The organism is Amycolatopsis sp. NPDC004625 (genome assembly GCF_040609695.1).
GTDB lineage: Bacteria > Actinomycetota > Actinomycetes > Mycobacteriales > Pseudonocardiaceae > Amycolatopsis.
In genome coordinates this window covers 203428-223437 of record NZ_JBEXKX010000013.1, presented here as the reverse complement: position 1 = coordinate 223437, position 20010 = coordinate 203428, and the positions used below count along the sequence as shown (strand labels likewise).

At 73.3% G+C, this 20010-nt stretch carries 18 protein-coding genes; 12 read left to right on the top strand and 6 right to left on the bottom strand.

What is annotated here, in order from left to right:
- The first annotated feature begins 150 nt into the window (after positions 1 to 150).
- The 8 genes from ABZW17_RS17780 (at position 151) to ABZW17_RS17745 (ending at position 10155) form a co-directional block, all read left to right on the top strand.
- Positions 151 to 1431: an adenosylmethionine--8-amino-7-oxononanoate transaminase gene (locus tag ABZW17_RS17780; protein WP_354814569.1), complete on the top strand. Its 1281-nt coding sequence runs from the start codon at positions 151 to 153 to the stop codon at positions 1429 to 1431.
- Positions 1432 to 1639: 208 nt separating this feature from the next.
- Complete coding sequence (locus ABZW17_RS17775; RefSeq protein WP_354814567.1) at positions 1640 to 3868, top strand: SulP family inorganic anion transporter; 2229 nt, start codon at positions 1640 to 1642, stop codon at positions 3866 to 3868.
- A gap of 202 nt (positions 3869 to 4070) precedes the next feature.
- Positions 4071 to 6248, top strand: coding sequence for a bifunctional SulP family inorganic anion transporter/carbonic anhydrase (locus tag ABZW17_RS17770; protein ID WP_354814565.1), 2178 nt, complete (start codon positions 4071 to 4073; stop codon positions 6246 to 6248).
- A 115-nt stretch (positions 6249 to 6363) separates the two neighbouring features.
- Entirely contained in the window at positions 6364 to 7089 is a 726-nt protein-coding gene (gene bioD, locus ABZW17_RS17765) for a dethiobiotin synthase (RefSeq protein ID WP_354814563.1), read from the top strand.
- A 77-nt stretch (positions 7090 to 7166) separates the two neighbouring features.
- The gene (gene bioB / locus ABZW17_RS17760; protein WP_354814561.1) at positions 7167 to 8180 is read left to right on the top strand and encodes a biotin synthase BioB; all 1014 of its coding nucleotides are present in this window, start codon (positions 7167 to 7169) and stop codon (positions 8178 to 8180) included.
- Positions 8167 to 8370 (top strand): hypothetical protein, encoded by a 204-nt coding sequence (locus tag ABZW17_RS17755; RefSeq protein WP_354814559.1) that lies wholly within the window; start codon positions 8167 to 8169, stop codon positions 8368 to 8370. Before bioB ends, ABZW17_RS17755 begins: the two co-directional genes overlap by 14 nt.
- A gap of 111 nt (positions 8371 to 8481) precedes the next feature.
- Entirely contained in the window at positions 8482 to 9078 is a 597-nt protein-coding gene (locus tag ABZW17_RS17750; protein ID WP_354814557.1) for a DUF2567 domain-containing protein, read from the top strand.
- Between the two features lie 48 nt (positions 9079 to 9126).
- On the top strand, positions 9127 to 10155 hold the full coding sequence (locus ABZW17_RS17745; protein ID WP_354814555.1) for a M48 family metallopeptidase: 1029 nt from the start codon (positions 9127 to 9129) through the stop codon (positions 10153 to 10155).
- A gap of 6 nt (positions 10156 to 10161) precedes the next feature.
- Here ABZW17_RS17745 and ABZW17_RS17740 read toward each other — a convergent pair whose 3' ends face one another.
- A complete protein-coding gene (locus ABZW17_RS17740; RefSeq protein ID WP_354814553.1) occupies positions 10162 to 10878 on the bottom strand; it encodes an LON peptidase substrate-binding domain-containing protein in 717 nt (238 codons plus the stop codon).
- Positions 10879 to 10918: 40 nt separating this feature from the next.
- Positions 10919 to 11551 carry an NUDIX domain-containing protein gene (locus ABZW17_RS17735; protein ID WP_354814551.1) on the bottom strand — a complete coding sequence of 211 codons (633 nt, stop codon included), beginning with the start codon at positions 11549 to 11551 and terminating at the stop codon, positions 10919 to 10921.
- A 111-nt stretch (positions 11552 to 11662) separates the two neighbouring features.
- Between ABZW17_RS17735 and nadA the strand changes: the two genes are divergently transcribed.
- The 4 genes from nadA (at position 11663) to ABZW17_RS17715 (ending at position 16427) form a co-directional block, all read left to right on the top strand.
- Positions 11663 to 12676 (top strand): quinolinate synthase NadA, encoded by a 1014-nt coding sequence (gene nadA, locus ABZW17_RS17730; protein WP_354814549.1) that lies wholly within the window; start codon positions 11663 to 11665, stop codon positions 12674 to 12676.
- Positions 12673 to 14316, top strand: a complete 1644-nt coding sequence (locus tag ABZW17_RS17725; protein WP_354814547.1) for an L-aspartate oxidase — start codon at positions 12673 to 12675, stop codon at positions 14314 to 14316. Before nadA ends, ABZW17_RS17725 begins: the two co-directional genes overlap by 4 nt.
- Entirely contained in the window at positions 14313 to 15206 is an 894-nt protein-coding gene (nadC, locus tag ABZW17_RS17720; RefSeq protein ID WP_354814545.1) for a carboxylating nicotinate-nucleotide diphosphorylase, read from the top strand. Before ABZW17_RS17725 ends, nadC begins: the two co-directional genes overlap by 4 nt.
- A gap of 84 nt (positions 15207 to 15290) precedes the next feature.
- Complete coding sequence (locus ABZW17_RS17715) at positions 15291 to 16427, top strand: S8 family serine peptidase (RefSeq protein ID WP_354814543.1); 1137 nt, start codon at positions 15291 to 15293, stop codon at positions 16425 to 16427.
- Positions 16428 to 16668: 241 nt separating this feature from the next.
- On the opposite strand, the gene ABZW17_RS17710 is transcribed toward ABZW17_RS17715, so the two are convergent.
- Genes ABZW17_RS17710 through ABZW17_RS17695 form a run of 4 tightly spaced genes read right to left on the bottom strand, consistent with a single transcriptional unit; the run spans position 16669 to position 19980 of the window.
- A complete protein-coding gene (locus ABZW17_RS17710; protein WP_354814541.1) occupies positions 16669 to 17031 on the bottom strand; it encodes a hypothetical protein in 363 nt (120 codons plus the stop codon).
- Positions 17028 to 18299, bottom strand: coding sequence for an alpha/beta hydrolase (locus tag ABZW17_RS17705; RefSeq protein ID WP_354814539.1), 1272 nt, complete (start codon positions 18297 to 18299; stop codon positions 17028 to 17030). The genes ABZW17_RS17710 and ABZW17_RS17705 overlap by 4 nt, the downstream gene beginning before the upstream one ends.
- The gene (locus tag ABZW17_RS17700) at positions 18299 to 19597 is read right to left on the bottom strand and encodes a WXG100 family type VII secretion target (protein WP_354814537.1); all 1299 of its coding nucleotides are present in this window, start codon (positions 19595 to 19597) and stop codon (positions 18299 to 18301) included. The genes ABZW17_RS17705 and ABZW17_RS17700 overlap by 1 nt, the downstream gene beginning before the upstream one ends.
- Positions 19594 to 19980, bottom strand: a complete 387-nt coding sequence (locus ABZW17_RS17695; RefSeq protein WP_003057444.1) for a hypothetical protein — start codon at positions 19978 to 19980, stop codon at positions 19594 to 19596. The genes ABZW17_RS17700 and ABZW17_RS17695 overlap by 4 nt, the downstream gene beginning before the upstream one ends.
- Positions 19981 to 20010 lie beyond the last annotated feature (30 nt).

Here is a 20010-nt window from a genome sequence, read left to right as displayed (position 1 = left end):
CGAAGTAGTGCCGGAAGTTGTAGATCAGCGGACTCCACGCCTTCGGGTCGATGTGCTCGGTGCCCGGCACCACCAGGCTCATCTAACGCGCCTTACCACTCACGACCGGTGGTGGACGGCTCGGCTGAGGCCGTGTCGTAGGGTCGGCGGGTGGACTCCGCCGACCTGCTCGCCCTCGACGCCCGGCACGTCTGGCACCCCTATGCCCCCATGCCGGCGAAGGTGCCCTCGCTGCTGGTCACCGAGGCCAAGGGCGTCCGGCTGACCCTGGCCGACGGGCGGGAGCTCGTCGACGGGATGTCCTCGTGGTGGTCCGCCATCCACGGCTACCGGCACCCCGCCCTCGATGCCGCGCTGGCCGCGCAGGCCGGGCGGATGAGCCACGTCATGTTCGGGGGCCTCACGCACGAACCCGCCATCACTCTGGCCAAGACCCTCGTCGATCTCACGCCCGAGGGCCTCGAGCACGTCTTCCTCTGCGACTCCGGCTCCGTCTCGGTCGAGGTCGCCGTCAAGATGTGCCTGCAGTACCAGCGCTCCCGCGGGCGGACCGGGAAGCACAAGCTGCTCACCTGGCGCGGCGGCTACCACGGGGACACCTTCACCCCGATGAGCGTCTGCGATCCCGACGGCGGCATGCACTCGCTGTGGCGCGGGGTCCTGCCCGAACAGGTCTTCGTGCCCGCGCCGCCGTCCGGGTTCGACACCCCGCCCGATCCGTCCTATGTGGACATGCTGGCCGCGGAAATCGAGCGGCACCGGGACGAACTCGCCGCCGTCATCGTCGAACCCGTGGTCCAGGGGGCCGGGGGGATGCGGTTCCACCACCCCGCCTACCTGCGGGCCCTGCGGGAACTGACCGCCGCGCACGACGTTCTCCTCGTCTTCGACGAGATCGCCACCGGCTTCGGGCGCACCGGTGCCCTTTTCGCCGCCGGGCACGCCGGGGTCACCCCGGATGTCCTGTGCGTCGGCAAGGCTTTGACCGGCGGCTACCTGACCATGGCCGCGGCCCTGTGCACCCCGGAGGTCGCCGCCGGGATCGCGCGCGGGGAGCTTCCCGTGCTCGCGCACGGTCCCACCTTCATGGGCAACCCCCTCGCCTCGGCCGTGGCCAACGCTTCGCTCGGCCTGCTCGCCGACGGCGGCTGGAAAACCGACGTCACCCGGCTCGAAAAGGGCCTGCTCGACGGGCTGGCCCCGGCGCGCGACCTGGGCGCCGTCGCCGACGTGCGGGTGCTCGGCGGGATCGGCGTGCTGCAGCTCGACCACCCCGTCGACCTGGCCGTCGCCACCGAGGTCGCCACCGGGCACGGCGCCTGGCTGCGGCCGTTCCGGGACCTCGTCTACGCCATGCCGCCCTACGTTTCGACCGAGGACGACCTGGCCGTGATCACCCGCGCGATGCTCGCCGTCGCCGAAAAGGCGTGAATTCAGCCCATCGGGTGTGACCGCGGGCACAGCGAGACCCGAAGTCTTCTCATCGTCGCGCTGCGTGGCCGGTCAAGATCGACGCCACGCGAACGGCGGAGGCGGTAAGTGTGAAGGGCCGCCTCCGCGCGGTCGATCCTGTGCCCGGGCGAACGCGAGAAATGCTTGCGTAGCGGACTTTTCGCCCGTTTTCGGCGATCCTGCCCCCATGATCGAGATCGTTCGTGGCGAGCACGACACCGGACCGCCGTCGCGCAAGAAACTCCAGGACCTCAAGCACGATTTCTTCGCGTCGATAGTCGTCTTCCTCGTCGCCGTCCCCCTGTCCCTCGGCGTGGCCTTCGCCGCCGGTGCGCCGTTGCTCTCGGGCCTCATCTCCGCCGTCGTCGGCGGACTGGTCGCGAGTCTGCTCGGCGGATCGCCGCTGCAGGTCAGCGGCCCGTCCGCCGCCCTCACCGTGGTGCTGGCCGACACCATCGCCACCCACGGCTGGCCCGCCACCTGCGCGATCACCGTCGCCGCGGGCCTGCTCCAGATCCTCTTCGGCCTGACGCGCCTCGCCCGCGCCGCGCTCGCCGTGTCGCCGGCCATCGTGCACGGCCTGCTCGCCGGCATCGGCGTCACGCTCGTGCTCGGCCAGCTGCACGTCGTGCTCGGCGGCACGGCGCAGGGCTCCGCGCTCGCCAACGTCCTGGCGTTGCCCGGCCAGGTCGCCGCGCACCACGACGAGGCCGTGCTGATCGGCGTCGTCACCCTCGGCGTGCTGCTGCTCTGGCCGCGGCTGCCGAAGGCCGTGCGCCGCGTGCCCGCGCCGCTGGCCGCCGTCACGCTGGCCACCGGCCTGTCCGTCCTGGCCGGCCTGACCCTGCCACGCGTCGACCTCCCGGCCGGGCTGCCCGCGCTGCACGTCGTGCCGCGGCTGCCGGACGGCGGCTGGGGGAGCTTCGCCGTCGCCGCGGTCACCATCGCGCTCATCGCCGGCCTGGAAAGCCTGCTGTCCGCCGTTTCGGTGGACAAGCTCCGCGGCGGCCCGCGCACCGACCTCGACCGCGAGCTCATCGGGCAGGGCGCGGCGAACGTCGCCGCCGGCGCGCTCGGCGGGTTCCCGGTCACCGGCGTCATCGTGCGCAGCATGACGAACTACGAGGCCGGCGCGCGCACCCGCGCGTCGGCGCTCCTGCACTGCGCCTGGATCCTCGCCGCCTGCCTGCTGTTCACCGGCCTGCTGCGGCTGATCCCGCTGGCCGCGCTCGCCGCGCTGCTGGTGTACGTCGGCACGAAGCTGGTGAACCTCAACGGGCTCAAGGAGGTCCGGCGCCACGGCGACCTGCCCGTGTACGTCGTCACGCTGGCCGGCGCGGTCGCCGTCAACCTGCTCACCGGGGTCGCGGCGGGCGTCCTGCTGGCGCTCGCGCTGATGCTGCGGCGGATGATCTTCTCCGGGATCCACGTCGAGACCGACGGACGGCGCCACCGCGTCGTCATCGAAGGCGCGCTGACGTTCCTGTCCGTGCCGCGGCTGACCCGGGTGCTCGCCGAGGTGCCCGCGCACGCCGACGTCACCCTCGAACTGCTCGTCGACTACCTCGACCACGCCGCGTTCGACTGCCTGCGCGGCTGGCAGCAGGCGCACGCCGGGCCGGTCACGGTCGACGAGATCGGGCACCCGTGGTTCGAACGCGGCCGCGCGGGGGAGCCGACCGTGCGCCGCAGCGTCGCCGCGCGGGTCGTGCCGCGGTGGCTGGCGCCGTGGTCGGAGTGGCAGGCCGAGCACGTCGTGCTGCCCGCCCAGCGCACCGCCAGTTCGCTGCTGTGCCGGGGCGCTTCGGAGTTCCAGCGCCGCACCGCGCCGCTGCTGCGCGACACGTGGAGCGGGCTGGCGCACGGCCAGCAGCCGCACACGCTGTTCATCACCTGCGGCGACGCGCGGATCGTGCCCAACCTGATCACCACCAGCGGGCCGGGTGACCTGTTCACCGTGCGGAACATCGGCAACCTCGTGCCGCCGGCCGACGGCACCGACTCCTCGGTCGGCGCGGCGGTCGAGTACGCCGTCGGCGTGCTGGACGTCGCCGAGATCGTGGTGTGCGGGCACTCGGGCTGCGGTGCGATGAAGGCGTTGCTCGGCCGGGCGCCGGACGGGCTCGAACAGCTCGGTAGCTGGCTGCGCCACGGCGAGGCGACGCTGCGGCGCCGGGCCCGGGAGGCGCCGCTGCTGCTCGGCGGCGAGCGGCCGGCCGCGGAGGCCGACCAGCTCGCGCTGCAGAACGTGGTGCAGCAGCTGGAAACCCTGCGCGGCTACCCGGTGGTCGCGGCCGCGCTGGACCGGGGCGCGCTGCGGCTGACCGGGATGTACTTCGACGTCGGCGCGGCACAAGTGTCCCTTTTGGACGGTGCCGCGCGCGGGTTCGTCCCCGCGGGTGCGCTGGAGCACTGATCGCCCCGCCGGAGGCCGCCCCCGCGGGTGGCCTCCGGCGCAAACCCTTGTGTCGTACGGGATTCACCTGTCACGTGACAGGCAGCGGGCCGTGAACGGCGTGTTAACGCGACGCCCGATATGTGACATTCAGGCTAATTGTGGCCAGTTGTTCACTCGATCGGGTGGTACATAGCGGACATTTCACTCGATTTCCTGTTGCATGGTGATCATGAGACCCCTCGCCGTGCTCCGACACGACCTGCCGGCCTCACTGGTCGTCTTCCTCGTAGCCGTCCCCCTGTCCCTCGGCATCGCCCTCGCTTCGGGCGCCCCGGTCGCCGCCGGGCTGGTCGCCGCCGTCGTCGGCGGCATCGTCGCCGGCGCGCTCGGCGGCTCCGCGCTCCAGGTGAGCGGGCCCGCCGCCGGCCTGACCGTGGTCATGGCCGAAACCATCCAGACGTTCGGGTGGGTGGTCACCTGCGCGATCACCGTGGCCGCCGGCGCGTGCCAGATCCTGCTGGGGCTGAGCCGCATCGCGCGCGCCGCGCTGGCCATCTCGCCGGCCATCGTGCACGGCATGCTGGCCGGCATCGGCGTCACGATCGTGCTCGGCCAGCTGCACGTCATCCTCGGCGGCAAGGCCCAGAGCTCCGCGCTGGAGAACATCGCCGAGCTGCCCGGCCAGATCGTCGCCCACCACGACGCCGCCGCCATCGTCGGCCTGCTCACCATCGGCATCCTGCTGGCCTGGCCGAAGCTGCCGGCCGCCGTGCGCAAGGTGCCGGGGCCGCTCGCCGCGATCGCGGCGGCGACGGTGGTGTCGGTGGCCTTCGGGATGACGCTGCCACGCGTCGAACTGCCCGGTGACCTGCTGAACATCCACCTCGTCCCGCAGCTGCCGGACGGCGGCTGGGGCGGGTTCGCGCTCGCCGTCGTCACGATCGCGCTGATCGCCAGCGTGGAGAGCCTGCTCTCGGCGGTCGCGGTCGACCGCATGCACACCGGGCCGCGCGCCAACCTCGACCGCGAGCTGGTCGGCCAGGGCGCGGCCAACATGCTCTCCGGCGCGCTCGGCGGCCTGCCCGTCACCGGCGTCATCGTCCGCAGCTCCACCAACGTTGCCGCCGGGGCGAAGTCCCGGGCGTCGGCGGTGCTGCACGGCGGCTGGGTGCTGCTGTTCGTCGTCCTGCTCGCCGGCCTGATCCAGAGCATCCCGCTGGCCGCGCTGGCCGGGCTGCTGGTGCACGTCGGGGCGAAGCTGGTCAACCCCGGGCACATGAAGACCGTCCTCGCCCACGGCGACCTGCCCGTCTACCTGCTCACCCTCGCCGGCGTCGTCGTGTTCGACCTGCTCACCGGGGTCCTCGCCGGGATCGGGCTGGCGCTGGTGCTGATGCTGCGCCGCACGGTCTGGTCGGGCATCCACATCGAAAGGGAAGGCGAGGACTGGCGCGTCGTCGTCGAAGGCGTGCTGACGTTCCTGTCGGTGCCGCGGCTGTCGAAGGTGCTCGGGAGCGTCCCGGGCGGCGTGACGGTGCGGCTGGAGCTGGTCGTCGACTACCTCGACCACGCCGCGTTCGAGAGCCTGCACACGTGGCAGCAGGCGCACGAGCGCGCCGGCGGCACGGTGGAGGTCGACGAGGTCGGCCACCCGTGGTTCGGCGAGGGCAAGGCGGGCCGCCCGACGCGGTCCCGGATCCACGCGAGCCGGGCGGTGCCGCGCTGGCTGGCGCCGTGGTCGGAGTGGCAGGCCGTCGAAGGGATCCCGGCCCAGCAGACCCGCCGCGGGGCGACGGAGTTCCACCGCCGCGCGGCGCCGTTGCTGCGCGACACGCTGTCGGGGCTGGCGGACGGCCAGCGGCCGCGCACGCTGTTCATCACCTGCGGCGACTCCCGGATCGTGCCGAACCTGATCACCACCAGCGGCCCGGGTGACCTGTTCACGATCCGCAACATCGGCAACCTGGTCCCGCCGGGGCAGGCGGACCCCTCGATGAACGCCTCGATCGAGTACGCGGTGGGCGTGCTCGGGGTGGCGGAGATCGTGGTGTGCGGGCATTCGAGCTGCGGGGCGATGGCCGCGCTGGCCGACGGCCCGCCGCCGGGACCGCTGTCGGCCTGGCTGCGCCACGCGGAACCGAGCGCGCACCGCCTGGGCTCGGCGACGCTGGACGGAGCCGTCCCGGACCGCGAGGGCGACCGGCTGGCCCTGCACAACGTGCTCCAGCAGCTGGAACACCTGCGCGAGTACCCGTCGGTGGCGGCGGCCGAGTCGGCCGGGAAGCTGCAGCTGACCGCGATGTACTTCCACGTCGGCGACGCCCAGGTGTACCTGTTCGACGGCGCCGGGCGGACGTTCCGCCCGGCCGGGGCACCGGTGGCGGTCCCGGGCACCTGACCCACCCGTCGTGAGTGGCAAGGCGGGTTAGAACCCGCCTTGCCACTCACGAGCGGGGCCCGCTGACCACGGCCCGCGTGCGCGTGCGGTGGGTGACTCACTAAGTTGATGGTCCGTGACCATGCTGGTGATGACGGGGACCGGGACCGGGGTCGGCAAGACGATCACCACGGCGGCGATCGCGGCCGTGGCGGTGGCCGGGGGGCAGCGGGTGGCCGTGCTCAAGCCGGCGCAGACCGGGGTGCGGCCCGACGAGGCCGGTGACCTGCAGGACGTCGTCCGGCTCGCCGGCGCCGGGGTCACCACCCGCGAGCTGCGGCGTTACCCCGATCCGCTGTCACCGGAGGCCGCCGCGCGGCGCAGCGGGCTGCCCGCGCTCGACCCCGGGGAGATCGCGCAGGCCGCGTCCGACCTCGACACCGACCACGACCTCACCCTGATCGAGGGCGCCGGTGGGCTGCTCGTGCGCTTCGACAGCACCGGCGCGAGCCTCGCCGACGTCGCCTGGTCGCTCGGGTCGCTGGTCATCATCGTGGCCGAGGCCGGGCTCGGCACGCTCAACGCCACCGCGCTCACCGCCGAGGTCGCCACCAAGCGCGGGCTCACCGTCGCCGGGGTCATCATCGGCTCCTGGCCGGCCGAACCGGACCTCGCCGCCCTCTCGAACCTCGAAGACCTGCCGGTCGCCGCGGGCGCGCCGCTGCTCGGCGCGCTGCCCGCCGGCCTGGGGGACGCCTCGCGCGAGGAGTTCCTGTCCGCCGCACGGGCCGGGCTGTCGCCGTGGTTCGGCGGGGAGTTCGACCCCGAACTGTTCGCGGGGTGCGCTTCCGCCGGGAAGTGACCTGCATCGCTGTCGCCTCGACGCCCCTTCGTGCACGATGAGGACGTTTGCCGCACCACCACGATCAAGGAGCGCCCGTGACCGCAGTCCCGGACACCGATGTCCTCGCCTTCGCACGCGAGCAGGTCCTCGAGAACGGCGTAGGCCTCGGTGAACAGCAGGTCCTCGACGTGCTGCGGCTGCCCGACGACCGGCTGCCCGACCTCCTCGCGCTCGCGCACGAGGTGCGGATGCGCTGGTGCGGGCCCGAGGTGGAGGTCGAGGGCATCATCAGCCTGAAGACCGGCGGCTGCCCCGAGGACTGCCACTTCTGCTCCCAGTCCGGCCGCTTCCCGACGCCGGTGCGCTCGGCGTGGCTCGACATCCCGAACCTCGTCAAGGCCGCCCGGCAGACCGCCGAAACCGGCGCGACGGAGTTCTGCATCGTCGCCGCCGTCCGCGGGCCGGACCAGCGGCTGCTCTCGCAGGTGCGCGAGGGTGTCAAGGCCATCCGCGAGGACGGCAACGACATCCAGATCGCCTGCTCGCTCGGCATGCTCACGCAGGAGCAGGTCGACGAGCTCGTCGACATGGGCGTGCACCGCTACAACCACAACCTCGAGACGGCGCGCTCGCACTTCCCCGCGGTCGTCACGACGCACACGTGGGAGGAGCGCTGGGACACGCTGCGGATGGTCGCCGAGGCGGGCATGGAGGTCTGCTGCGGCGGCATCATCGGCATGGGGGAGACGGTCGAGCAGCGCGCGGAGTTCGCGGTGCAGCTGGCCGAGCTGAGCCCGCACGAAGTGCCGATGAACTTCCTCATCCCGCAGCCGGGGACGCCGTACGAGCACTACGAAATCGTCGAGGGGCGCGACGCCCTGCGGACGGTCGCGGCGTTCCGGCTGGCGATGCCGAAGACGATGCTGCGGTTCGCGGGCGGGCGCGAGCTGACCCTCGGCGACCTGGGCGCGGAGCAGGGCATGCTCGGCGGCATCAACGCGATCATCGTCGGCAACTACCTGACCAACCTGGGCCGGCCGGCTTCGGCGGACCTGGAGATGCTGGACGAGCTCAAGATGCCGATCAAGGCCCTCAGTGACAGCCTCTGACCCGGCCTTTTGCGTCCATTGTGGACAGGAAGCGCCGGGCGGGGCGGACCACCCGGCGTGCCACAACCCGAGGACGGCGCTGGAACCGCCGCGCTACTGCACGTTCTGCGCGCGCCGGCTGGTGGTCCAGGTCAGCCCCCTCGGCTGGACGGCCCGCTGCAGCCGCCACGGCGACACGGCCGGCGGCTGACGGGTAGACGACCGGACCGTTCACCCGGCCCGACGCGACACGGGCGAGCGGCTCACGGCCCGCACGCATCGACCGGTTACGCTCGGTGGCACATCGCAGGAGGGAGTCCGGGTGAGTGAGTCGTCGGGACCCGCGCACCGGCCGTCGGCCGTGGCCGGGCCGTGGTCGGTGCCCGTGCTGTTCCGGGAACGGCGGCCGCGCGTGGTCGTCAAGGGCGACCTGCTGCCCGCCGTCAGCGTGCTCGGCACCCTGAGCCTGCTGAGCTTCCCGCTCGCCTTCGCCTGGTCGCGGCTGGCGCCGCCCGAGCGCGTCCGCATCGTCGCCGCCGACGGCACCCAGGGCGCCCTGGAACTGGAGAGCTGGCACCGCTTCGACGACCTCGCCGTCTTCGGGTTCCTCCTGCTCGGGCTGGGGATCGTCGTCGGCGTCGTGGTCTGGCTGCTGCGCGAACGCCGTGGCCCGGTCGTGTTCCTCGCCGCCGTGCTCGGCGTCGGGCTCGCCGGTGCGCTCGCCGTGCTGCTCGGCGTCGGCTGGGCGAACAGCCACTACGCCGTGGCCACCCCGCCCGCGCTCGGCTCGGTGATCGAGCTGGCGCCGCGCCTGGAGTCGTGGTGGGTGCTGCTCACCGGCCCGCTCGGGGTGTCGATCGCCTACAGCCTGCTGGCCACCTGGAACGGCCGCGACGACCTGGGCCGCCGCCTCGGGTGATCGGTTTCCCCTAAAGTGGGCGCCGTCACCTACAGGGGGGAACCAGCAGTGACCGAGGACATCGAAGTTTCGCGGCACAACGCCGTCCGCTTCCCGGGCATCAGCCCGCGGGCCTACGAACACCCGGTGGACCGCGGCGCGCTCGCCACGCTGCGGGCCGTGCCCGGGTTCGCGCAGGTCGTCAAGGCCGTTTCGGGGTTCTACAACGAACGCGGCGAGCGGCTGATGGCGCTCGCGTCGTCGATCCGCGTCGGGCCGAAGCAGTACCCGGAGCTCGACCGGCTCCGGCACGAATGCGCCGAGACGCTCGACCTGCCCGCCGTGCCCAACCTCTTCGTCTACCAGGACCCGCGCATCCAGGCGTCGGCCGTCGGGATGGACGAGCCGTTCATCCGCGTGAGCACCGGGCTCGTCGAGCTGATGAACCAGGAGTCGCTGCGGTTCGCGATCGGCCACGAGATGGGGCACGTGCTGTCCGGGCACGCGGTCTACCGCACGATCATGGTGCGCCTGATCAGCCTGCAGGTGTCGATGTCGTGGACGCCGGTCAGCGCGCTCGGGATCCGGGCGATCATCGCGGCGCTGCGCGAGTGGTTCCGCAAGGCCGAGCTGTCGTGCGACCGCGCCGGGCTGCTGTGCAGCCAGGACCCGACGGCGGCGCTGCGGGCCCAGATCCAGGTCGCGGGCGGCATCGACCCGGCCCGCATCGACGTCCCGTCGTTCCTGCAGCAGGCCGCCGAGTACGAGTCGGTCGAGGACGTCCGCGACAGCTTCCTCAAGCTCAAGTTCGTCGAGACCGAGTCGCACCCGTTCGCCGTGGTCCGGGCGGCCCAGCTGCAGAAGTGGGCGGCCTCGGAGGAGTACCGCGCGATCCTCGCCGGCGACTACCCGCGCCGGGACTCCGACCGGCCGACGTCGGACTGGAAGGACGACCTGAAGTCGGCCGCCCAGTCGTACAAGGACTCGTGGAGCTCGTCCGCCGACCCGCTGACGAAGGTGTTCAGCGACGTCGGCGAAGCGGTTTCGGGCGCGGCCGGCAAGGTGTGGACCAAGTTCGGCAACGGTTCCTCGTCCTGACGGGCGTCAGTTGAGGCTGGCCGGGCGGCTCAGGTCGGTGAGCTCGCCCGGCGGCAGCGGCACCGCGCCCAGGGTGTTCAGGAAGCCCGTTTCCCGCGTCAGCAGGCGGCAGGCGATGCGCAGCCGGCGCAGCGGGTGGCGTTCCTCGAGCAGCCGCTGGCGGTCTTCCAGCGGGAGCAGGCAGTCGGACGCCAGCGTGTAGGCCAGTTCGCCGATCGTGGTGTCCGGCTCCGGGGCGTGCCAGTCGTCGCTGCGCCACGCCGTTTCGCAGTACCGCTGGTGCGCCGCGCGGGCGACCGTCGCCAGCCGCTCGGTCATGTCGCCGGCCGGGGACACCGGGTCGTCGTCGACCCACTCCACCGACGCGATCAGGTACGGCGCCGAAACGCAGTCGAGCTCGCGCAGCCGGAAGCGGCGCTGGGCCTGCGTCACGACGTCGAACCGGCCGTCCGGCAGGCGTTTCGCCTCGCGCAGCACCGTGCTGCAGCCCACCTCGTACAGCTGGTCCAGACCACGAACCTCGCGGGTCAGCGAGGACCGCAGGGCGACCACGCCGAACTCGCGCCCCGGCACGGTCCCGTTCACCAGGTCCGCCGTCAGCTGCCGGTACCGCGGTTCGAAGATGTGCAGCGGGAGGTTGGTACCGGGCAGCAGCACGGTCTGCAGCGGGAACAACGGGAGGATCGTCGTCGTCGCGTCACTTTCCGATTCCGGCTCGGTCACGCGTCCACGGTAAGGGGAGAACGCCTCCGGCGCAGCCTGGTCACCGTGATGGCGGCTTGAACACGGCGAACGGATCGGTGATCTGCATGCCTTTGCCGGCGAAGGAGAACTGCGCCGCGGGCCGCCCGCCCGCCCGGCCGGGCGCGGCCGTGTGGCCGGTGGGGACCAGCAAACCGCGCCGGGAGAGCACCCGCTGCAGGTTGGTCGCCGAGACGCGGTAGCCCAGCGCCGCCGAATACAGCCCGCGCAGCGCGGAAATCGTGAACTCGTCCGGCGCCAGCGCGAACCCGAGGTTCGTGTAGGAGAGCTTCGACCGCAGCCGGTCGCGGGCGCGCAGCACGATCGCCTCGTGGTCGAACGCCGTGCGCGGCAGCTTCGCGACGTCGTGCCACTCGGTGTCCTCCGGCACCTCGGGGTCGACGTCGGACGGCACGAGCCCCAGGAACGCCGTCGCCACCACCCGCGGCCCCGGCACGCGGTCCGGGTCGCTGAACACCGCGAGCTGCTCGACGTGCTTGAGCTGGCGGACGTCGACCTTCTCGGCGAGCTGGCGGCGGATCGACGTCTCGACGTCCTCGTCGGGCCGCAGCCGCCCGCCCGGCAGCGACCAGCGGCCGAGGTGCGGGTCCAGCGCCCGGCGCCACAGCAGCACCCGCAGTGTGTCCGAGCGCACTTGGAGTACCGCGCCCAAAACCTCGTGGGCCAGGGGGGCCTGGGTGTTAAGATGACTTCGCACGGTTTTCGATTGTAAGGCGAAAACCGGAGAGAGGTCCAGGAGGGCCCGATGACCACCACGTTGGTTCCGGAAGGTCTCACCCCGTTCGGCGGGGTCGAGGCGAACGCGGCCTGGGCGGAGGAGGTGCGGCGCCTGGCGGAGCAGCGGGACGCGGTCCTGCTCGCGCACAACTACCAGCTCCCGGAGATCCAGGACATCGCCGACCACACCGGCGACTCGCTGGCCCTGAGCCGCATCGCCGCGAGCAGCGACGCGTCCACCATCGTCTTCTGCGGTGTCCACTTCATGGCCGAGACGGCGAAGATCCTGTCGCCGGAGAAGACGGTCCTGATCCCGGACGCGCGGGCCGGCTGCTCGCTGGCCGACTCCATCACCGGCGCCGAGCTGCGGGCCTGGAAGGCCGAGCACCCGGGCGCGGTGGTCGTTTCCTACGTCAACACCACGGCGGAGGTGAAGGCCGAGACCGACATCTGCTGCACGTCCTCGAACGCCGTCGACGTCGTCGCCTCCATCCCCGCTGACCAGGAAGTTCTCTTCCTGCCCGACCAGTTCCTCGGGGCGCACGTCAAGCGCGTGACCGGCCGGGAGAACATGCACGTCTGGGCCGGGGAATGCCACGTCCACGCCGGCATCAACGGCGCCGAGCTGGCCGAGCGCGCGGCCGAGGACCCGGCCGCCGACCTGTTCATCCACCCCGAGTGCGGGTGCGCGACGTCGGCGCTCTACCTGGCCGGCGAGGGGGCGGTGGCGCCGGAGCGGGTCAAGATCCTCTCGACCGGCGACATGGTCCACGAGGCCCGCGACACCAAGGCCAAGACCGTGCTGGTGGCCACCGAGATCGGCATGATCCACCAGCTGCGCAAGGCCGCGCCGGACATCGACTTCCGCGCGGTGAACGACCGCGCGTCCTGCCGGTACATGAAGATGATCACGCCGGCGGCGTTGCTGCGGTGCCTGCGTGACGGCCTCGACGAGGTCCACGTCGACGTCGAAACGGCCGCTCGCGCGCGGGCGTCGGTGCAGCGGATGATCGAGATCGGGCAGCCCGGCGGCGGCGAATGACCACGCCGGTTAATGTCCCACAGGCGAAAACCCCGGTCTGGGAAGCTCGCGCGGACCTCGTGGTGATCGGCAGTGGCGTCGCGGGGCTGACCGCGGCGCTGCGGGCCCAGGCGCTCGGGCTGCACGTCCTGGTGGTCACCAAGGCGGCGGTCGCGGACGGCAACACGCGCTGGGCCCAGGGCGGTGTCGCCGTGGTGCTGGAAAACGAGCACGACCTGGACGACTCGGTCGACAAGCACGCGCAGGACACCTTCACCGCGGGTGCCGGGCTGGTCGACGAGCCGGCCGCGCGCTCGATCCTCGACGGCGGCCCGGCCGCGGTCGCCCGGCTCCGCGCGGACGGCGCCCGGTTCGACGCCGCGGCGTCCGGCCTGCTCGCACGGACCCGCGAGGGCGGGCACAGTGCGTTCCGGGTGATCCACGCGGGCGGCGACGCCACCGGCGCCGAGGTCGAACGCGCCCTGGTCGCGCAGGCCGGGCAGGCGCGGGTGCCGGTGCTGGAGCACCACATCGCCGTCGACGCGCTGCGCACGCCGGGCGGCCGGGTCGCGGGCGTCACCGTGCTCGACCGGAACGGCGTGCCCGGCGTCGTCCGTGCGGCGGCCGTGCTGGTGGCCAGCGGCGGGATCGGGCAGCTCTACCAGGCGACGTCGAACCCGGAGATCGCCACCGGCGACGGCCTCGCGCTCGCGCTGCGGGCCGGGGCGACGGTGGCGGACATCGAGTTCGTCCAGTTCCACCCGACCGTCCTGTACACCCCGGGCGCGCGGGGGCGCTGTCCCCTGGTCACCGAGGCCGTGCGCGGCGAAGGCGCGACGCTGGTCGACGGCGCCGGCCTGCCGGTGATGCGCGGTGTGCACCCGCTCGGCGACCTCGCGCCCCGCGACGTCGTCTCGGCGGCGATCACCCGCCGGATGGCGACCGCGCCGGGCGGCGTCGACGACCACGTCTTCCTCGACGCGACCGGGATCGCCGGGTTCGCGCGGCGGTTCCCGACGGTGTTCGCGGCGTGCGGGGCACTGGGGCTCGACCCCGCCGTGGACCCGATCCCGGTGACGCCGGCGGCGCACTTCTCGTGCGGTGGCGTGGTGACCACTGTGGACGGACGATCGTCGGTGCCCGGGCTGTACGCCGCCGGCGAGGTCGCGCGGACCGGGTTGCACGGGGCGAACCGGCTGGCGTCCAACAGCTTGCTCGAAGGACTGGTCGTCGGGCAGCGGGTCGCGGAGGCCGTCGCGGCGGACCTCGCGGCCGGGCTGCTGGCCGATCCGGCGCGGGGACGGCTTCCGTGGTGGACTTCCGCGCCGGCCGCCTCGCGTGATTCGCTGCAGCGCGTGATGAGCCGGTACGCGGCGATCGGCCGGGACGCCGACGGCCTCGCGGCGGCCGGTTCGGTGCTCGATCTGTCGCTTTCGGACACTCCGTTGTGGACGCATCGGGCGGTGGAGGACGCGGCGCTCACCGTGGTGGCGCAGGCGTTGCTCGCCGCGGCCGTCCGGCGCACCGAGTCGCGCGGGTGCCACGTGCGGACCGACTTCCCGGCGCCCGGCGAAGGCTGGCGGCGCAGCCAGCTCATCCGGCTCAGCCCCTCCGGCCAGCCCGTGCTGGCCGACCCGATCCCCCTGGAAGGTGTGGCATGACTTTCCCCCTTTCCGAACCGGTCCGCAAGCTGATCGCCGCGGCCGGGCTGGACGTCGACGACGTCGAGCGCGTGGTGACCACGGCGCTGCGCGAGGACCTGCGGTACGGGCCGGACGCGACGACGGCGTCGACCGTGCCCGAATCCGCCGTCGCGGTCGCGGAACTGACCCCGCGCGTGGACGGCGTGATCGCCGGGCTGCCGGTGGCGCTGGCGGTGTTCGACCTGGTGCTGGGCGACGGCTACGAGGTGCTGGCCCGGCGCGAGGACGGCGACCGGCTGGTCGCCGGGGAGCCGGCGCTGGTGCTGGCCGGGCCGGTGCGCGGGCTGCTCACCGCCGAGCGGACGGCGCTGAACCTGCTCTGCCACCTCTCCGGGGTCGCCACCGCGACCGCCGCCTGGGTGTCCGAAGTGGACGGTACCGGGTGCGCGATCCGGGACTCCCGCAAGACGTTGCCGGGGCTGCGGCTGCTGCAGAAGTACGCCGTCCGCTGCGGCGGCGGGGTCAACCACCGGCTGGGCCTCGGCGACGCCGTGCTGATCAAGGACAACCACGTCGTCGCCGCGGGTTCGGTGACCGCGGCGCTGGCCGCGGCCCGGGCGCACGCGCCGGAACTGGCCTGCGAGGTGGAGGTCGACACGCTGGACCAGCTCGAAGAGGCCCTGGCTGCGGGGGCGGACGAGGTGCTGCTGGACAACTTCACGCCCGAGGAGTGCCGCCGGGCGGTGGCGCGCCGCGACGAAGTCTCGCCGAAGACGCGGCTGGAATCCTCTGGTGGGCTCACGCTCGACCGTGGTAAGGCGTACGCCCGGTCCGGTGTGGACTATCTGTCGGTGGGCGGGCTGACGCATTCGTCGCCCGCGTTGGACCTCGGGATGGACCTTCGCTGAGGCGGTGTTCCGGGCTAGACTGACGGTGGCGGAATCCTTTTCCGCCACCGTCTTTCTTCGGGGGTTGGGGTGCGGTTACCGGCGGTGCTCGCGGTCACGGGCCTGGTGGCTGCTTCCGGGGTGCTCGGCGCACCGGCGGCCACGGCCGAGGGGTGCGCGAACCCCTCCGGCACCTACACCGGCGAAGTCCCGTGGGGCCAGCGCCTGGTCGACCCGGCGCGGCTGTGGCCCCTGACCCGGGGTGACGGGCAGCTGGTGGCCGTGATCGGCACCGGCGTCGACGGGCAGAACACCCAGTTCGCACCCGGCCAGCTCGAAGGCGGCGCGGGCACCGAGCGGACCGACTGCGACGGCCGCGGCACGATCGCGGCCGGGATCGTCGGCGCGCAACCGGATCCGTCGACGACGTTCGCCGGTGTCGCCCCCGGCGTGCGGCTGCTTCCGTTGCGCTATACCGCGTCCGACGGCGGCGACCCCGGTGCGCTCGCCGGGGCGATCGACACGGCCGTGGACCGCCACGCCGGCGTCATCCTGGTCGCGGTGCCCGCGGCGGCCGACAGCCCGGCGCTGTCGGCGGCGGTCTCGCGGGCGCGTTCGGCAGGGGCGGTGGTCGTCTCGGCGGCGTCGGCGACCCAGCAGGGCGCGCGGACGTACCCGACGGCGACGTCCGGGGTCCTGGCCGTCGGCTCGGTGAACCCGGCGGGCGAGCCGGTGCAGACGGAGGCCGGCGACCACGTCGGGATGGCCGCGCCGGGCGCGGACCTGGTGAGCACGTCGGCCGGCGCGGGCGGCGCGGTGGCGCACCGCTGGCCGGTGACGGACCCCGGCCTCGCGGCGGCCTACGTCGCCGGCGTCGCGGCCCTGGTGCGGGCGTACCACCCGGCGCTGTCCGGCGACCAGGTCGTCACGCGCCTGACGCTCACCGCCCACCGCCCGCCGTCGGGGTCCCACGACCCGCGGCTGGGCTGGGGAGTCCTGGACGCCTACGCGGCGGTGTCCTCGACGTTGCCGGCCGACGTCGCGCCGCCCGGCGCGGCTCCCGCACCGGCGTCGGTTCCCGCGGTGGTCCCGGCCGCGGCCCCCGCACCCCACCACGCCGACGTCGCGGCGGGCACGATCGCACTGGCCGGCGTCGCGGTGGCCGCGGCCGCCGGAGTCTTGGTCGCCGCCGTCCGCCGCGCCCGCCGCCGTGGCTGGCGCCCCTCCCGCTTCACCCCGTAACCGACCCTCCAGGTACGCGACCCGACCGTCGGGGTACGCGAGTCGACCCTCCGGGTACGCGTGATGCCCCGCCAATCACGCGAGATGCCCGCCCGATCACGCGTGATACCCCGAGTTCCGGGTCTGATCACGCGAGTTCGGCGTACCGGGACGGCGAACTCGCGTACCCCGACGGTCGGCTCGCGTACCCCGACGGTCGGCTCGCGTACCTGGAGGGTCGGTTCGTGTGGTTGGTGGGGTATCAGGCGGGGAGGGGGCGGGTGGAGCCGATGATCGAGACGGCGGTGCCGGCGCGGGTGACGTGGATCGTGAAGTCCGCGCCGGCGCGGGAGAAGCGGGTGATGTGCTCGCGGGGGGTGCTGCGGTCGTGGGACTCCCAGCCGTCGCGGTGCAACGCCGGGAGCAGGGCCGCCAGGCGGTCTTCCGGGGCCGGCGGGTCCGTCAGGCGGACGCCGTACTGCCAGCACAGCAGGTTCCCCGGGTTGATCGGGTCGCAGTCCAGCTCGCCGTCGACGGTCTCCTCGGCCGGGGCGCCGAAGGCGGCCGCGACGTCGTCGATCACCGTGGTCAGCTCGGCCGCCAGGCGGGTCAGTTCCGGGCTCATCGGAGCACGCTCCCGTCGCCGGTGAGGACGCGGTACATGTTCGTCCACGAATCCGAACCCGGCTTCAGCACGTCATTGTGCGACGAAACGCCCCACAGTGCCGAACCGTCCGCGGCGTTGCCGGTCGGCAGCTCGGTGACGCCGGGGAAGACGTCCGGGTCCGCGCCGTGCCCGATGCCGGTCCACTCCAGGCCCCACGCGTTGCCCTGGGCGAGCACGATCGGGTCGAGCGGTGCCGTCATCGAGTACCGCTGGACACCCGCCTGGCTCGGCGGCAGGTCGGACGGCGACCACACGCCGTGCCCCATCCCGGCCGACTCGACGTGCAGGACGCGGTCGACGTCGAGGCCGTGCGCCTCGGCGAGCCCGACCGTCGCGCCGCCGTAGCTGTGCCCGATCGCGGTGAGGGTGACGCCGGGGCCGGCGTGGCCCGCGATCTCGCCGCGCAGGTCGTCGGCGAACGTCTTGAGGTCCGGCGCCATCGCCTGCGCGTAGCTCGCGTCCGGCCCCTGCGCCACCGGGCCCTGGGGGAACACCCCGTCGGCCCAGACGACGACCGCGGTGCGTCCCGTCGGGTCCGCGGCCACCAGGCTGCGCCCGAGACCGGCGTAGGCGTCGAAGTTCGACATCTGCGTGTTGACGCCCGGCACGAACAGCCCGACGTTCCGCGTCCCCGGCTCGACGTGCCCGACGAGCTCGGCGATCCGGCCGTTGCCCGACGGATCGAACCGCAGGATCTGCCGGTCGTTCGCGAGGATGTCCTCGTACAGCTTGATCCGCGACTGCGACCGCGCGATCTCGCCGGGATCGGTCGACGCGGCCAGCCGCGCCCGCTCGGCCGTCAAGGCGTCGGCGACCTTCACGCGGTTGCCCGCGATGGCGTGCGCCCACGCGCCGGTGTCGGCCGCGCCGCCGATCCCGGCCGGATTCCCGGCGCGGGGCAACGGGTCCTCGGGCAGCAGCGCCCGGTACATCGCCGCGACCTGCGCGTCGGTGCGCCGGTACCCGGCCGCGCAGGCGACGAGTCCACTTTGGATCGTCCGCAGCCGGGACACGCTCGACTCGAGCTTGCCGCCCAGCTCCGCCATGGTCTTCTCGAACGTCTTGGCCGCGGCGGCGGACTCGCTCACCCGGCCGAACGCGGCGGCGGGCAGCTTCTCGCCCGCCACCGCGGTCTGCGCCCCGGCCAGCGCCTCGGCGCGCGAGCCGGACTCGCCGGCCACCGCGTCGAGGCGGGCCGGCGCCACGCGGTACCCCGCCGCCGTCATCAGGAGCCGTCTTCGCCGATGACCGGCGGGGCGACCGGCGCCGACTGGCCCCAGACGTTCTCGGTCTCCACCAGCCAGGCCGGGATCCGCCGTCCGGAGCCCATGTCCCCGCCGCCGCCCATGCCCATCGGCATCATGGGCATCATCGGCATCGCGCTCTTGGCCGCCGCTGCGCCCACGGCCCCGGCCGCGCCGCCGGCGAGCCCACTCAGCGCGTTGCCCGCGCCGCCGTCGCCGGCCAGGCCGGAGTGCGCCGCCGGGACCTCGCCGGGACCCGAGAGCCCGCCGCCGCCGACCGAAACCCCGCCGCCGCCGAGCGAAGGCGCGTCCCCGCCGCCGATCGGGATGCCGCCGCCGGTGCCGCCCTCGACGCCGGCGCCGCCCCCGCCGAGCTTCGTCCCCGGCGGCTGTTCCTTGTCGTCCTTGGGATCCTTGCCGGTGGCCCACGACGGCACCTTCGGCATGATCGAGCCGAAGCGGCCGAACGCGGCGGCCGAGGCCGCGGCGAGCCCGGCGGTGAACATGTCGCCGAACAGCGGGTTCGACGTCGGCACGGTCGTCCCCGGCTGGGGCATGTTCGTCGACGGCAGCGGGTGCCCGTCGGCCGGCGTCACGATGACGCCGGGGCCGGTCATGCCGTTGCCGACCAGACCCGGCGAACCGACACTGCCCGCACCTCCGCCGGCGGGCGGGGCCGTCGGCGTCTGGACGGCGTTCGGCGACGCCGGGATCGAGTCCTCGGCGACGGTGTACTCACCGGCCAGCTGCGTCATGACGACGATGGCCTTGCCGTGCGCCGAGCCGGCCGCGTTCGCGGCGCTCTGCTGCGCCTCGACGTTCGCGATGGCCTGCTGGCGCTGCTGCGCGGCGGCCTGGACGACGGCGGGGGAGGCGTCCGGCGGCAGCAGCGGCGGGTTCACCGCGAGCGCGACGTCGGCGGGGGCGACGTCCGGCACCGAAACCGGCGGCGGCATCTCCTTCTTGGCCTTCACCAGCGCGTCGGCGGCGTCGCCGAGCATCACGTTCATCGCCTCCGCGGTCTGCGCCACCTTCGAGATGCCGTTCGCGAGGTCGATGATCATGTGCTGGTACTGCTCGGCCGCACCGCCGGTCCACTGGTCCTTGAACTCGGTCAGCTCCGAGTCGAGGTTGTGGGCCTGCTCGTGCAGGTGCAGCGCGGCGGACTTCCACTTGTCGGCGGCGTGCCGCGCGCTGTTCGGGTCGCCGGCCTGCAGCATCGCGTACAGCTGCTGGTGGCTGTACGCGGCGAAGTTCGTGTGCGCGGTGTTCTTCGTCATCCCTTGCGGCTCCCGTCGGTGTCCCCGCCGCCCAGCAGGCCGAGCACCGGGTCGAGCAGGCCGGTGACGGCGCCCGAAGCGTGCAGGTCCCCGGCCACCGCCTGGTCGGCGCTGGAATACCCGTCGGCGACCGTGGTGGTGACGTCCTGGGCGAACCCGATCGCGCTGCGGACCTGGTCCAGCAGGCCCTGCATCTCCGAGACGGCGGCGCGGTGGGCGTCGGCCAGCGACCCGGCCTCCCCGAACTCGCCGAACAACAGCGGTTCTTCGCCCAGGGTGAGCAGGAAGTCGTTCGGTTTCGACATCGCGTGGATCTGGGTCTCCAGCTCCCGCACGAAGTCCTTCAGCGATTCCAGGTGGACGTAGTACGACTGGTCGTGCATCGGGTCCCGGCTCTCTGGTCGCGGTACGGG